12 protein-coding genes are annotated in these 12659 nt (G+C 70.6%); 6 read left to right on the top strand and 6 right to left on the bottom strand.

From position 1 onward, the window contains the following. Positions 1–113 precede the first annotated feature (113 nt). A complete protein-coding gene (locus CJ197_RS04010) occupies positions 114–1346 on the top strand; it encodes a Gfo/Idh/MocA family protein (RefSeq protein WP_102235455.1) in 1233 nt (410 codons plus the stop codon). 21 nt (positions 1347–1367) lie between these two features. Here the strand turns inward: CJ197_RS04010 and CJ197_RS04005 are convergent, their stop codons facing one another. The 5 genes from CJ197_RS04005 to CJ197_RS03985 form a co-directional block, all read right to left on the bottom strand. Then, positions 1368–2117 (bottom strand): dienelactone hydrolase family protein, encoded by a 750-nt coding sequence (locus CJ197_RS04005; protein WP_102235454.1) that lies wholly within the window; start codon positions 2115–2117, stop codon positions 1368–1370. A gap of 49 nt (positions 2118–2166) precedes the next feature. Next, positions 2167–3330, bottom strand: coding sequence for a calcium:proton antiporter (locus CJ197_RS04000; RefSeq protein WP_102235453.1), 1164 nt, complete (start codon positions 3328–3330; stop codon positions 2167–2169). Between the two features lie 197 nt (positions 3331–3527). Continuing rightward, entirely contained in the window at positions 3528–3905 is a 378-nt protein-coding gene (locus CJ197_RS03995) for a hypothetical protein (protein ID WP_102235452.1), read from the bottom strand. A 217-nt stretch (positions 3906–4122) separates the two neighbouring features. Beyond that, positions 4123–4434: a hypothetical protein gene (locus tag CJ197_RS03990; RefSeq protein ID WP_102235451.1), complete on the bottom strand. Its 312-nt coding sequence runs from the start codon at positions 4432–4434 to the stop codon at positions 4123–4125. A 25-nt stretch (positions 4435–4459) separates the two neighbouring features. Then, positions 4460–5983: a SulP family inorganic anion transporter gene (locus CJ197_RS03985; protein WP_102235450.1), complete on the bottom strand. Its 1524-nt coding sequence runs from the start codon at positions 5981–5983 to the stop codon at positions 4460–4462. A 277-nt stretch (positions 5984–6260) separates the two neighbouring features. Here CJ197_RS03985 and CJ197_RS03980 point away from each other — a divergent pair, with 277 nt between their 5' ends. Next, positions 6261–6632, top strand: a complete 372-nt coding sequence (locus tag CJ197_RS03980; RefSeq protein ID WP_102235559.1) for a MerR family transcriptional regulator — start codon at positions 6261–6263, stop codon at positions 6630–6632. A 96-nt stretch (positions 6633–6728) separates the two neighbouring features. On the opposite strand, the gene CJ197_RS03975 is transcribed toward CJ197_RS03980, so the two are convergent. Beyond that, positions 6729–7697: a hypothetical protein gene (locus tag CJ197_RS03975; RefSeq protein ID WP_102235449.1), complete on the bottom strand. Its 969-nt coding sequence runs from the start codon at positions 7695–7697 to the stop codon at positions 6729–6731. 144 nt (positions 7698–7841) lie between these two features. Between CJ197_RS03975 and CJ197_RS03970 the strand changes: the two genes are divergently transcribed. The 4 genes from CJ197_RS03970 (at position 7842) to CJ197_RS03955 (ending at position 12575) form a co-directional block, all read left to right on the top strand. Continuing rightward, positions 7842–8045, top strand: coding sequence for a helix-turn-helix domain-containing protein (locus CJ197_RS03970; protein ID WP_102235448.1), 204 nt, complete (start codon positions 7842–7844; stop codon positions 8043–8045). A gap of 168 nt (positions 8046–8213) precedes the next feature. Beyond that, a complete protein-coding gene (locus tag CJ197_RS03965) occupies positions 8214–9728 on the top strand; it encodes a hemolysin family protein (protein ID WP_199173865.1) in 1515 nt (504 codons plus the stop codon). Continuing rightward, positions 9728–10840, top strand: a complete 1113-nt coding sequence (locus tag CJ197_RS03960; protein WP_199173864.1) for a CNNM domain-containing protein — start codon at positions 9728–9730, stop codon at positions 10838–10840. The genes CJ197_RS03965 and CJ197_RS03960 overlap by 1 nt, the downstream gene beginning before the upstream one ends. 43 nt (positions 10841–10883) lie before the next feature. Then, positions 10884–12575: a long-chain-fatty-acid--CoA ligase gene (locus CJ197_RS03955; protein WP_102235446.1), complete on the top strand. Its 1692-nt coding sequence runs from the start codon at positions 10884–10886 to the stop codon at positions 12573–12575. Positions 12576–12659: the final 84 nt, after the last annotated feature.

Below are 12659 nucleotides of genomic sequence, written 5' to 3'. Positions count from 1 at the left end.
TATCGACCCACCGTGGTAGCTCGGGACGGACGCTTCGTCGCGCACGGATCAGGAGCGATAGCCTGCGGGACAACTCCGCTGCGCCTGCTCGCCACCACCCGTGAAGGACCCCGATGACCGACGCCACCCCCGCCCCCAATACCGCAGCCCCCGACCCCGCTGGCACCGCCTCTGCTGGTACCGACCCCGCCGACAGCGCCGCCACCACTGGCTTAGCCCCCGTCGGCCCCGCTGACCCCCGCCCGCTGCGCGCCGGGGTGATCGGTCTGGGGTGGGCTGGGCAGCAGCACCTGGCTGCCTACGCCGCTGATCCCTCCGTCGAGCTCGTGGCGCTGTCCGCCATGGAGCAGCATCTGCTGGACCGCTTCGGCTCCGAGCATGACGTCCCGGGTCTCTACCAGGACTGGCAGCAGATGCTCGCCGAAGCCCGGCTCGACGTCGTCTCCATCGCCACCCCCACGTTCCTACATGCCCCGATGGCGACCGCCGCACTCGAGGCAGGCGTGCACGTCCTCACCGAGAAGCCGATGGCGCAGACCGGGGACGCCGCCGCCAAGATGGTCGAGGCAGCCCGCCGCACCGGACGCGTGCTGGACGTCTCCTTCAACCACCGTCGGCGCGGAGACGTCACGGCGCTCAAGGACATCGTGGACGCCGGTGTGCTCGGCTCCATCTACTACGCCAAGACCGGGTGGATCCGCCGACAGGGCATCCCCGGGCTCGGCACCTGGTTCACCAAGGCCGAGAGCTCCGGCGGCGGCGCCATGATGGACATCGGCATCCACATGCTGGACATGACCCTGCACCTCATGGGCGAGCCCGAGGTCACCGCGGCCTCCGCGAGCACCCACGCCGAATTCGGCCCCAAGGGCCGCGGCGGCTCCGGCTTCGGCGTCTCCGCCGTGGAGGAGGGCGTGCCCTTCGAGGTCGAGGACCTCGCCACCGCCTTCCTCCGTCTCGAGGGCGGGGAGACCGTGCTGCTGGAGGCGTCCTGGGCCCAGTGGATCCCGCACGACCTGTGCTACGTCACCCTCTACGGCGACGAGGGTGGGGCCACCATCGAATGGGGCGCGCCCACCGGCCCGAAGATCACCGTGTGGACCGAGGTGGCCGGCACGCCCGCCGAGCTGCACCCCGCCCCCGGCGAGGACCGCGGCCACGCCGGCGCGATCGCGGACTTCCTCGCCGCGGTCCGCTCGGGTGAGCACGCCGCGCATGACGGCTCCCTTGCGCTGCGGCGCGCCCGCGTGATCGACGCCTGCTACGCCTCGGCGCGCGAGGGCCGGGAGGTCCCCGTCGCCGGGGTGGAGAGGGCCGACGGAGCGGAAAGGGCCGACGGGTTGTGACGAACAGCCTCGCGACGCTCCTCAGCCTCGGCTGGGGAGCGTCTTCGCGAGGAACGCCACCGTCTGCTGCCAGGCGGCCTCGGCCGCATCGGCGTCGAACAGCCCCGGATGCGGGTTGTCGAAGGCATGCCCTGCGCCATCGTGGAGGCGGAACTCGACCTGCTCGCGCGCGCCGTCGGCGGTGACCGCCGCACGGATCTGCTCCACCATCGGCATCTCGATGAACGCATCTGCGGTCCCGAAGTGATGCAGGCTCGGCACATCCACGATCTCCGCGTGCTCCAGCAGCTGCGGCAGCGCGGACCCGTAGTAGGAGACCAGGACCGACGGTGGCCGCTGCTCCCGGATCGCCGCCGCCGCGGTGGAGAAGGCCAGGCCGCCGCCGTAGCAGAAGCCCAGCAGGCCCACCCGCTCGGAGTCCACCACGCCATGGGCCCGCAGCGCCGCGAGCGCCGCAAGCGCATCGGCCTCCGCCCGATCCCACGGCAGCGCCTGCGTCAGCGCCATACCCTCCCCGAGCCAGGCCTCGAAATCCTCGCCGTCGGGCACCCCCACCACCGGCGGGTCCAGGCGCGCGAACAGCTGCGGGGCCAGCACCGCGTACCCCAGGGCCGCGAGATCGGCGCAGCGCTGCTGCACATAGTCGGACAGCCCGAAGATCTCCTGCAGCACCACGAGACCGGGCACCGGCTCCTCGAGGTTCTCCGGCAGCCACAGCAGGCCGGGCAGGTCGCCGTCATCGGTGGGGATCAGCAGCGTCGTCGCATTCACATCGCGAGCCTACCGCCCTCGCTCCCGCCGCCCCCTCGCCGCGCCGCGCTCAGGCGAACAGCGCCAGCACGTACAGCGCGAACAGCATCAGATGCGCCGCCCCGTGCACGGCCGTCACCCGCGGGGAGGCCGCCGAGATCGCCGCGAGGGCGAACGTCACCCCGAGCAGCAGCAGATTCGCCCCGGACTCCGCGAGCACCACCGGCGCGGCGGTCACGAGCCCCAGCAGCAGCACCGTCGGGATCGTGAGGGCGTACGTGGACACCAGCGCCCCGTGGCACAGGTTCGCCACGCGCTGCACCTCGCCGCCCAGCACCGCCCTCACCGCCGTCAGCGACTCCGGGGTGAACACGATCATCGCGATCAGCAGCCCGGCGAGCGCGTGCGGTGCCCCCAGCCGGGACAGGCCATCCTCCACCAGCGCCGCCATGTGCTCGGCCAGCAGCACGATTGGCAGCACCGTCGCGACCAGCAGGCCCGTGCGCAGCAGCAGCTCCGCGCGATGCTCCCGCAGGACGGTGCGCAGGGGCGGGCGGGCAGGCGCATCCACCGCTTCCCGGAACTCCACCTCCTGGAACTCCGCGGCCTGCGCCCCCATCTGCCGCCACAGGAACAGCGCGTACAGCCCCATCGTCAACGCCGCGACTACCACCGCCTGCACCGACCGGAACTGCCCCGCCTCCCCGATCTGTGCGGGCAGGGCGAAGGCCGTCGCCCCCAGCAGCACCAGCAGCACGAGGTACGCCGAGGTGCCCACCCGCTGCAGCGCCAGCTGCCCCTGCCGCAGCCCGCCGATCAAAAGGCACAGCCCCAGCACCAGGTTCATGATGATCATCGACACCGCCATCACCGAGTCCCGCGCGATGGTGGCGCTCTGCCCTGGCCCCAGCATCACCCCGGCGATGAGGATCACCTCGATCACCACGATCGAGAGCGTCAGCACGAGCGTGCCGTAGGGGTCGCCCAGCCGCTGCGCGAGCGCCTCCGCCTGCGCGACCACGCCGCCGGCGGCGATGACGATCACCGCGACCACGGCCCCGAACAGCGCGATGAGCGCCAAGCCCGGCAGAGGGCCGACGAGAGCGGGTGCCGCATGAGCCAGAGCGAGCACGGCGCCCCACCCGATGAGCAGCCGCGTCAGCGCGGGACGGTCCAGGATGCGGCGCAGCGCCGCAGCGAAAGACGGTGCACCCGGGGCATCAGGCGGGGTCATGCGGTCCTCCTCGGAGGCCGTCCTCCCCGGTCAGCGCGCCGCGGGTCGTCCCGGGCTCGGGCGCGCCCCCAGCGGACGTCGCCATGGATACCGTACGACGGCACGCCCCGGCCGGTCAGGTCCGGGTGAGGGACCTGACCGGCCGGGGTCGGCAGCCGACGGGCTGCGCCGTCACGGCGCTGCGGTGTCTCGTGGGATCAGATGTCGTGCGGGCTGCCGATGCCCACCAGCAGACCGTTGTCGTTGTCGACGTAGGTGCCTGGTGCGACGACGATGTCCCACACCGAGCCCTGGCCCTCGAGGTCGGCAGCCAGGACGATGCGCGTCGGGTCCCCCTGGCCCGCCGCGGCCTCATCCTCGCCCGCACCCGTGCCGGTCCCTGCACCGTCCCCGGACTGCTCGCCCCCACTGTTGGACTGCCCACCGTCGCCCGTGGACTGCTCAGCCTGCTCGGCCGGAGCATCCTCCTCCTGGGCAGCGGTGTCGGTCCCGCAGGCTGCCAGTGACAGCAGCGCGGTCGAGGCGGCCAGTGCCAGCGCGGCACGCGAACGTCGTGCGATGTGTGCTGTGGTCATGGCTGTTGTCCCTCCTCAGCGACTCGGAGACGGCGTTCCCGTCGTGGACCGAGCCGCGGCGGTCCGTGACACACGGGGCCAAAGGGTCAGGGGGGCAAGGAATATTCATGACATCGCTGCGGTGGCTGGGTGAAGATTCTGTGCACCGCGCGGAGACCTCAGGGAGGAGCGCACGTCGGCGCCCAGAAAACGCTGGTCAGCGCCCAGAGATCGCTAGTCAGCGCCCAGAATCGGGGCGCCGCGGGGCAACGTGGTCGCCGTGGGCGCGGCGGTGCTCCTCATCGAGCGCGTCCTCCTCCGCGGCGCTGTCCGGGACGCTGCCGCGCCGTCCCAGCGCGATGCCCAGGCCTGCGCCCACCGCAAGGCCCACCAGGGCGCCGAGGAACAGGTTGTCCACCACCACCAGGCCGATCCCCATGCCCAGGATGAAGCCGATCATCATCCCGAAGGGCAGCCACGTGGCGTCGAAGCGTCGCCGCTGCGGGGTCGAGCGGGGCTGCGGCGGGGGAGCGGACGGGGAAGAGGTCATGCCAGGAGGGTAGTGGGAGTGCGCCTCACCGCAGGTGCGCGAGCCGCACCCGCATGCGTCGACTGGCCTTGTTCAGCCCGACCACATCGACCTCGGTGCCGTGGCGGTGGTACTTCTCCGTGATCGCATCCACGGCCGCCACCGTCGAGGCGTCCCACAGGTGGGAGTTCGACAGGTCGATCACCACGTGCTGCGGGTCCTCCGCGTAGCGGAACATCATGTACAGGTCGTTCGAGGAGGCGAAGAACAGCTCGCCGTCCACGGTGTAGCGCGCCACCGCGGTCCCGTCGGCCCGCTCCTCGAGGGTGCGCTCCACGTGCACCAGGTGCGCCACGCGCTGTGCGAAGGCGACCATCGCCACCAGTACGCCGAGCACCACGCCGACGGCCAGGTTGTCGGTCGCGACCGTGCCCACCACGGTCACCACCATCACCGTGGTCTCGGATTTCGGCATGTAGGCGAGGGTGCGGGGGTGGATCGAATGCCAGTCGAAGGTGGTCACGGACACGAAGATCATGACGGCCACGAGCGCAGCCATCGGGATCAGCCCGACGATGTCGCCGAGGGCCACCACGAGGATCAGCAGGAACACGCCCGCTAGGAACGTGGACAGGCGCGTGCGGGCGCCCGAGGCGCGCACATTGATCATGGTCTGGCCGATCATCGCGCAGCCGCCCATACCGCCGAAGAAGCCGGTGACGATGTTCGCGACGCCCTGCCCCCAGGACTCGCGGGTCTTGTCCGAGCGGGTATCGGTGATGTCATCCACGAGCTTCGCCGTCATGAGCGATTCCATGAGCCCCACGAGCGCCATGCCCAGCGCGTATGGCGCGATGATCCGCAGGGTCTCGAGCGTGAACGGCACATCGGGGATCAGCAGGGTGGGCAGGGAGCTGGGCAGCTCGCCCTTGTCGCCCACCGTCGGCACCTCGATCCGCGCAGCCACCACGATGATCGTCAGCACCACGATCGCCACCAGCGGCGCCGGCACCGCCGTGGTCAGCTTGGGCAGACCGAACACGATCAGCAGGCTCAGCGCCAGCAGCGGATACACCAGCCACGGCACCCCCAGCAGCTCCGGCACCTGCGAGAGGAAGATGAGGATCGCGAGCGCATTGACGAAGCCGACCATCACCTGCCGCGGGATGAACCGCATGAGCTTTGCCGCGCCCAGCAGCGCGAGGATCACCTGGAATACGCCCGCCAGGATCACCGCGGCGATCATGTAGTCCACGTCGTAATCCCGCACGAGCGGGGCGATGACGAGCGCCACCGCACCGGTCGCGGCGGAGATCATCGCCGGCCGACCGCCCAGGATCGCCGTGGTCACCGCCATGGTGAAGGAGGAGAACAGTCCCACCCGCGGATCCACGCCCGCGATGATCGAGAACGCGATCGCCTCCGGGATCAGCGCGAGCGCCACCACCAGGCCGGCCAGCACCTCGGTCTTCAGCCACGCGGGACGGCGCAGGGCCGCCAGGACGCTCTGGCGCTCCTCCGGGGTGGGGACGTGCGCGGGCGGTGTGGTGGGCGCGGGGGCGGCAGGCACAGAAGACTCCTGGGAGAAGAGACGGGGCCGACGGCGGCAGGCGGAAAAGTAGAGGAGCGACCGAGAAGCGGGTCAGGGCAGGGTGCAGCGACGGCAGGAGCCGACGGTGGCGGGGGAGAGCAAACCTTGACGCGATGAGAAGGTTCAGCACCACCTTAACCGCTTGTTAGGGTTGCGCCGAGAGCCCAGCCCCGTGCGCTTGCCCACATGGTGCTGACCTGTCCGAATACGAGGGGTCGGGAGGGTGCGCGAGGACTCGAGGAGGAGCCCCATGAACATGCACATCGGCCAGTTCGCCGAACGCACCGGGCTGTCCTCCCGCACACTGCGGCACTACGAGGCCATCGGCCTGATCCCGCCCACCGGTCGCACTGAGGGAGGTTTCCGCCTCTACACCGAGGAGGACCTGCGGCGCTTGATGACCATCCGACGGATGAAGGCGCTCGGCTACTCCACCGCGGAGATGGGCGAACTGCTGGAGCTGCTGGATGTGCTCGAGGATGAGGCGGCCGATGGGGAGCGTCGCCAGCAGGCCCGCGCCGCCCTGGAGGCGCGGCTCGACGACGCCCGCGAACGTCGCGAGAAGCTCGCCGCCCAGGTGGAGCGAGCCGATGAGTTCCTCGGGATCCTGCAGGAACGCCTGGGCTGAACGGGCGGTGGGCTGAACGAGCAACGGCGCGCCGCACCGCTCGGTGCGACGCGCCGTCACGCTGCGCTCACGCAGAGGTCACCTCATCCGCGGGACTCACTCCACAACGTCCTCGACCGAGATCCCGATCAGCAGACCGTGGTCATAGCCCACCCAGGTGCCCGGGGCGACCTTGAGATCGACCTCCCGGCCGTCGCCCGTGCTCGCCGTGCAGTCGGCCACCTCATAGCCCTTCGCACTCAGGCCGTCCTCGCAGGTGACCTTCTTCCAGTCCGCTGTCTGGCGCGCATCGATCAGGGCAGTGTCCGAGGTCAGAGCATCGAGTGTACGCTGCCCCAGGTCCTTGGCGCTGATGTCCTCCGCGAGGGCCATCGAGCCCGTGCGGTTGCCGGTGAACATGACGTCGTCCATATCCAGATCGTCCGCGGCGTCCGCGGGGAAGCCGCCGCCGCGCACGAACAGCACGCCCCGGCCCGCGCCCGGCCCGCCGTCCACGGGCACCGAGACCGTGTAGGCCGTCCACGGCACCTGCTCGGTATTGGCCTCACCGTCCGGGGTGTTCGGGTAGGCGCTGCAGACGACCCGGGACCCCGGGCTGAGCGAGAGGTCGTTCTTGCAGGTCGCCGCACCCTCGGCGTCCTCCCCGCCGATCTCGGCAGCCAGCGCCGCCGCGAGATCATCGGCCGCCCATGGCGCACCGCTGCCCTCGCCGCTAGTCACATCGGCGGTCAGCGCCACAAAGGGGCGCTCCTCGACCGGGACCTGACCGCCGGCCTGATCATCGACGTCCCCGTCGTCACCGTCGGCGTCGTCGTCCGCATCATCGGCATCCGAATCGTCCGTTGCGGCGGAGTCATCAGAGCTGTCAGATTCATCCGAGTCGTCAGAGTCGTCGCGGTCATCGGTGTCCTCGCCCGTGCCGCCCTCCTGCTCCTGCGCGGGCGCGGGGTCCTGCGTGGCGGGCTCCTCGGGGGAGCCGCCGCAGGCGCTCAGGCCCAGCAGGGCAGCAGCAGCGGCGAGAGTCAGGACGCGGCGGGTGCGCTGCGTCGTGGTGGTCGAGCTCATGTCGTTCCCCTTCGGGCGGCACGGGGGCGGCGGTTCCACCCGGGGCCGTGCCGTACGAGCGCACACTGTGCCAAGTGGCCGTCAAGAAAGTCAAGCCCAAGTAAAAGGTGCAGGCTGTTCCGGCGATTCGTGGCGGGTTTCCGGATGGTGAGGGGGGTTGAAGTGGGCGTGCTGCTCGAGGTGCCGCTGTCCCGTGCGGACCTCGCGGGTCTCGCCGGGTCCACTGCCGAATCCGTCTCCCGCGTCATGTCCCGCTGGAAGAAACAGGGCCTGAGCGACTCCGGGCGACGCTGGACTGCCCTGCGCGACCGCACCCAGCTCGAGCAGATCGCCGCGGCCGCCGACTGATCCCGTCGGCGCGAGACATCACAGCCGCCTCCCGGGTGCCCGTTGATAGCCTGAGCGGGCGCCCCATGGGCGCGCACCACCAGCTCCTGCCGCCGACCCCCGAGGTGCCACATATCCCATGGAGTGCGCTGAACGCCCCGAACCCGATCCTTTCCGGGCAGGTCGGCGGTGAGCACCACGACAGCCATCGGGTTCGTCCTCCTGGGCGGGCTGGCCATCCTCGCGCTCATCGCGGCCAACGGCTTCTTCGTGGCCCAGGAGTTCGCCTACATGTCGGTGGACCGCAACCGCCTGCGCACCGCAGCGGAGAGCGGTGACGGCCGCGCGCAGGCCGCCCTGAAGATCACCGAGCGCACCTCCTTCATGCTCTCCGGCGCACAGCTGGGCATCACCGTCACCGGCCTGCTGGTGGGCTTCGTGGCCGAGCCCTTCGTCGGCGAGGGTCTCGGCGCGCTGCTGGGAGATGTGGGCGTGCCCGCCGCGGTCTCCGTCACTGTCGGCACCGTCCTCGCGCTGCTCATCTCCACCGTGGTGCAGATGATCTTCGGCGAGCTGTTCCCCAAGAACTACACGATCGCCGCGCCCATGAAGTCCGCGCTCGTGCTGGCCCGCCCCACCCGCATCTACCTGCTGCTGTTCGGCTGGATCGTGCACTTCTTCGACTGGTCCGCCAACAGCTTCCTGAAGCTCGTGCGGATCCAGCCGGTGGAGGACGTGGACTCCTCCGCCACCGCCGAGGACCTCGAGCACATCGTCGCCACCTCCCGCGAGACCGGGGACCTCACCGATGAGGAGTTCCTGACCATCGACCGCATGCTCGACTTCCCCGAGCAGGACGTCGAGCACGCCATGATCCCCCGCACCCGCGCCGACGTCGTGGACCCCGAAACCACCATCGGCGAGGTCCGCACCCTCATGGCCACCGAGCACACCCGCTACCCCGTGATCGACGAGGAGCACAACCCCGTCGGCGTGGTGCACATGCTCGATGTGATGAGCACCCCGCACGCCTCCGATGAGCCCGTCACCGTGATCATGCGCGAGCCCTGCGTGCTGCCGGAGCTCATGAGCCTGCCCGATGCCGTCTCCGAGCTGCGCCGCCGCAGCGAACGCCTGGCCTGCGTGATCGACGAGTACGGCGGCTTCACCGGACTGCTGTCCATGGAGGACATCGCCGAGGAGGTCTTCGGGGAGCTCGTGGACGAGCACGATGACGAGGAGGAGACCGAAGAGATCACCGCTGCCGGGGAGAACACCTGGATCCTCGACGGGGACGTGCACGTTGACGAGCTCGAACGGGCCATCGGCTCCGACCTGCCCGAGGGGGAGTACGAGACCGTCGCCGGGCTGCTCATCGCCGAGTACGGCTCCCTCCCGGAAGAGGGGCAGACGCACGATGTGGAGCTGCCTGCCCAGGGCGAGGATTTCCTCGAGGACGATGAGCCCGAGGCCCGCCTGCTGCGCCTGACCGTCCAGGAGATCGACCACCACGTGCCTTCCGTGCTGCGCGCCGAGCTCATCGAGCCCGAACGGCCCGGCGATGAGGACGCTCGCGAGACTGACGAGCGCGACGAGGCCGGCGAGGGCGACGGGCGCGGTGAGGCCGGCGAGGCCGACGGCGATAGGGGCCGCGAGCCGCGCGCCACCGGATCCGTGGCCGTCGACGGGGAGGAGACTCGCTGATGCCCTGGTTCCTCTCCCTGCCCCTGTCCGCGCTGATCATCGTCATCTCCGCGTTCTTCGTCATCATCGAGTTCGCGCTGCTGGCCGCCCGGAGCTCCCGCCTCGAGGAGGAGGCGGAATCCTCCGGCTCGGCCCGCGCCGCCCTGCGCGCCCAGAACCAGCTGACGATGATGCTCGCCGCCGCCCAGCTCGGCATCACCGGGGCCACCTTCGCTCTCGGCGCGGTCGCCAAACCCGCGGTGCAGCAGCTGCTGGGGCCCGTGCTGGAGGCCATCGGCCTGCCCGCCGCCGCCAGCTACGCGGTCTCCTTCGGGATCGCCCTGTTCATCGTCACGTTCCTGCACCTCGTGGTGGGGGAGATGGCCCCGAAGTCCTGGGCGATCGCCCACCCCGAGACCGCCGCGAAGCTCGTCTCCCCGGTGGGCAACACGATCGTCACCGTGCTGCGCCCGCTGCTGAGCTGGATCAACCACATGGCCAACCGCCTGGTGTCCCTCGCCGGGGAGGAGCCCGTGGATCGCGCCGTCGCCCGCGGATACGACGCCGATATGCTCGCCACCCTCGTCCAGCACTCCGCCGCCCAGGGCGTGCTCGATGAGACCTCCGGTGATCAGCTGCGCACCCTCATCAGCCTCCACCAGACGAGCGTCGGAGACATCATCGCCCCGCGCACCGTCCGGCCCACCGCGGTGGCGCCGGATGCGACCGTCTCCGACGTCCAAGAGGCCGCGCGTCGATCCGGCCACTTCCGCATCCTGCTGGAACCGCCGCCGCTGGACGGGCCGAGCACTGCGGACAGACCGGGCACCGCGGATGGGCCGAGCACCGCGGACGGGCACCGTGAGGTGCGCATGGTGCATGTGCGCGACACGCTCCTGGCCGACCCCGCCACCCCCGCCGCGGACCTCGCGATCCAGACACTGCAGCTGCGCGAATCCACCACGATCATGGAAGCCGTCGAGCAGATGCGCACCCAGCGCCGCCTGCTGGCCGTCGTGGTGCCCGATGACGGGCCCGCCCGCATCCGCGGCGTGGTCACGAGCGAGGACCTGCTGGAGCGGATCTGGCCCTCGGTCGAGCAACGCCTCGCGGCCGAGCGGAAGGCCGGCTGAGCTACGCCCTCCGACGCAACTTACGCTCGCGTAAGATTGGCGCGTGAGCACACCGACGCACCCCTGGACCCGGCACTACCAGCAGGGCGTGCCCGCCCAGATCACTCCGCCCACCACCTCGCTCGTGGAGATGCTCGAGGACGCCGTCTCCCGCGGCGGGCGCCGCACCGCCCTTGAGTTCTTCGGCGCCACGACCAGCTACCGCGAGCTCGGCCAGCAGGTCGAACGCGCCGCCCAGGGTCTGCTGGACCTTGGCGTGAAGCCGGGGGACCGGGTGGCGCTCATCCTGCCCAACAGCCCCCAGCACCTCGTCGCGTTCTACGCCGTGCTGCGCATCGGCGGCGTCGTGGTGGAGCACAACCCGCTGTACACCGCACCGGAGATCCGCCACCTGTTCGAGGACCACCGCGCCGAAGTGGTCATCGCCTGGGACAGCGTGGTGGACAAGGTCCAGGCCCTGCCCGCGGACATCACGGTGCGGCACATCGTCTCGGTGAACCTGCTGGAGGCCTTCCCGTTGGTGAAGCGCCTGGCCCTGAGCCTGCCGATCCCGTCCCTGCGGGCGAAGCGCCGCGCCCTGCACACCCGGGTGCGCGGCACCGTCCCGTGGTCGAAGCTCCTGGCCGGAGGGCGGATCGCCCGGAAGCACCCGCGCCCGGGCCTCGAGGACCTCGCGGTCATCCAGTACACCTCCGGCACCACCGGACGGCCCAAGGGCGCGATGCTCACCCATCGGAACCTGTACTCCAACGCCCTGCAGGGCGCCGCCTGGATGATCGAGGCGCAGGACGGCCGGGAGACGATCTACGCACTGCTGCCGATGTTCCACGCCTTCGGCATGACGCTCTACCTCACCTTCGGGATCCTCAAACGCGCCCGAATCGTCCTGTTCCCGCGGTTCGACGTGGACATGGTGCTCGATGCGTGGAAGAAGTCCCCGGCCACCGTGTACTGCGCGGTCCCGCCGATCTACGAGCGCACCGCCGCCCGCGCCAAGGAACGCGGCGTGGACATCTCCTCGGCGACGTACTGCATCTCCGGCGCGATGGCTCTGACCGACCGGATCGTCGAGGACTGGGAGGAGGTCTCCGGCGGCCTGCTCGTGGAGGGCTACGGCATGACCGAGGCGTCCCCGGTGCTGCTCGGCAACCCCTTCGCGCCCTCGCGCCGCACCGGCACCATCGGCATCCCCTTCCCCTCCACCGACATGAAGGTTGTGGACCCCGAGGATCCCAGCCGTGAGGTGGAGCGCGGTGAGCAGGGTGAGCTGATCGTCGCCGGACCGCAGGTGTTCCGCGGCTACTGGGAGAACCCCGAGGAGACGGCCCGCACCCTGCTGCCCGGCGGCTGGCTGCGCACCGGGGATGTGGTCACGCAGGACGCCGACGGTTTCACCACCATCGTGGACCGCGCCAAGGAGCTGATCATCACCGGCGGCTTCAACGTCTCACCCACCGAAGTGGAGCACGTGCTGCTCACCCACCCCGCGATCGCCGAAGCGGCCGTGGTGGGCATCCCTCGGGCCGACGGGGGAGAGGAGGTCACCGCGGTGATCGTGGTGGCCGACGGGGAGGACGAGCCGAGCCTCGCCGACCTGCGCGCCTTCGCGAAGGCGCAGCTGGCCGCCTACAAAGTGCCCCGCGCGCTGCACGTGGTGGACGAGCTGCCGCGCTCCCTGCTCGGCAAGGTGCTGCGCAAGCAGGTGCGGGATCAGCTGACCGGGCAGTCGGCCTGAGACCGCTGCCCGTCGGCCCGTATCGGGTACCTTTTGCGCAGGTGGCCAGCGTCGGCCGCCGCCACTCCGCCCTCTCGTCCATCT

Source organism: Brachybacterium sp. UMB0905, assembly GCF_002871795.1.
GTDB lineage: Bacteria > Actinomycetota > Actinomycetes > Actinomycetales > Dermabacteraceae > Brachybacterium.
The sequence above is the reverse complement of the archived record's forward strand: the minus strand, read 5'-3'. Positions and strand labels throughout refer to the sequence as shown.

What these genes read in the sequence shown, in the direction of transcription:
- CJ197_RS04010 (WP_102235455.1), top strand. Translation starts at nt 114, where the DNA reads ATGACCGACGCCACCCCCGCCCCCAATACCGCAGCCCCCGACCCCGCT.
- CJ197_RS04000 (WP_102235453.1), bottom strand. Translation starts at nt 3,330, where the DNA reads ATGACCCCGCCTGATGCCCCGGGTGCACCGTCTTTCGCTGCGGCGCTG.
- CJ197_RS03995 (WP_102235452.1), bottom strand. Translation starts at nt 3,905, where the DNA reads ATGACCACAGCACACATCGCACGACGTTCGCGTGCCGCGCTGGCACTG.
- CJ197_RS03990 (WP_102235451.1), bottom strand. Translation starts at nt 4,434, where the DNA reads ATGACCTCTTCCCCGTCCGCTCCCCCGCCGCAGCCCCGCTCGACCCCG.
- CJ197_RS03980 (WP_102235559.1), top strand. Translation starts at nt 6,261, where the DNA reads ATGCACATCGGCCAGTTCGCCGAACGCACCGGGCTGTCCTCCCGCACA.
- CJ197_RS03975 (WP_102235449.1), bottom strand. Translation starts at nt 7,697, where the DNA reads ATGAGCTCGACCACCACGACGCAGCGCACCCGCCGCGTCCTGACTCTC.
- CJ197_RS03970 (WP_102235448.1), top strand. Translation starts at nt 7,842, where the DNA reads ATGGTGAGGGGGGTTGAAGTGGGCGTGCTGCTCGAGGTGCCGCTGTCC.
- CJ197_RS03960 (WP_199173864.1), top strand. Translation starts at nt 9,728, where the DNA reads ATGCCCTGGTTCCTCTCCCTGCCCCTGTCCGCGCTGATCATCGTCATC.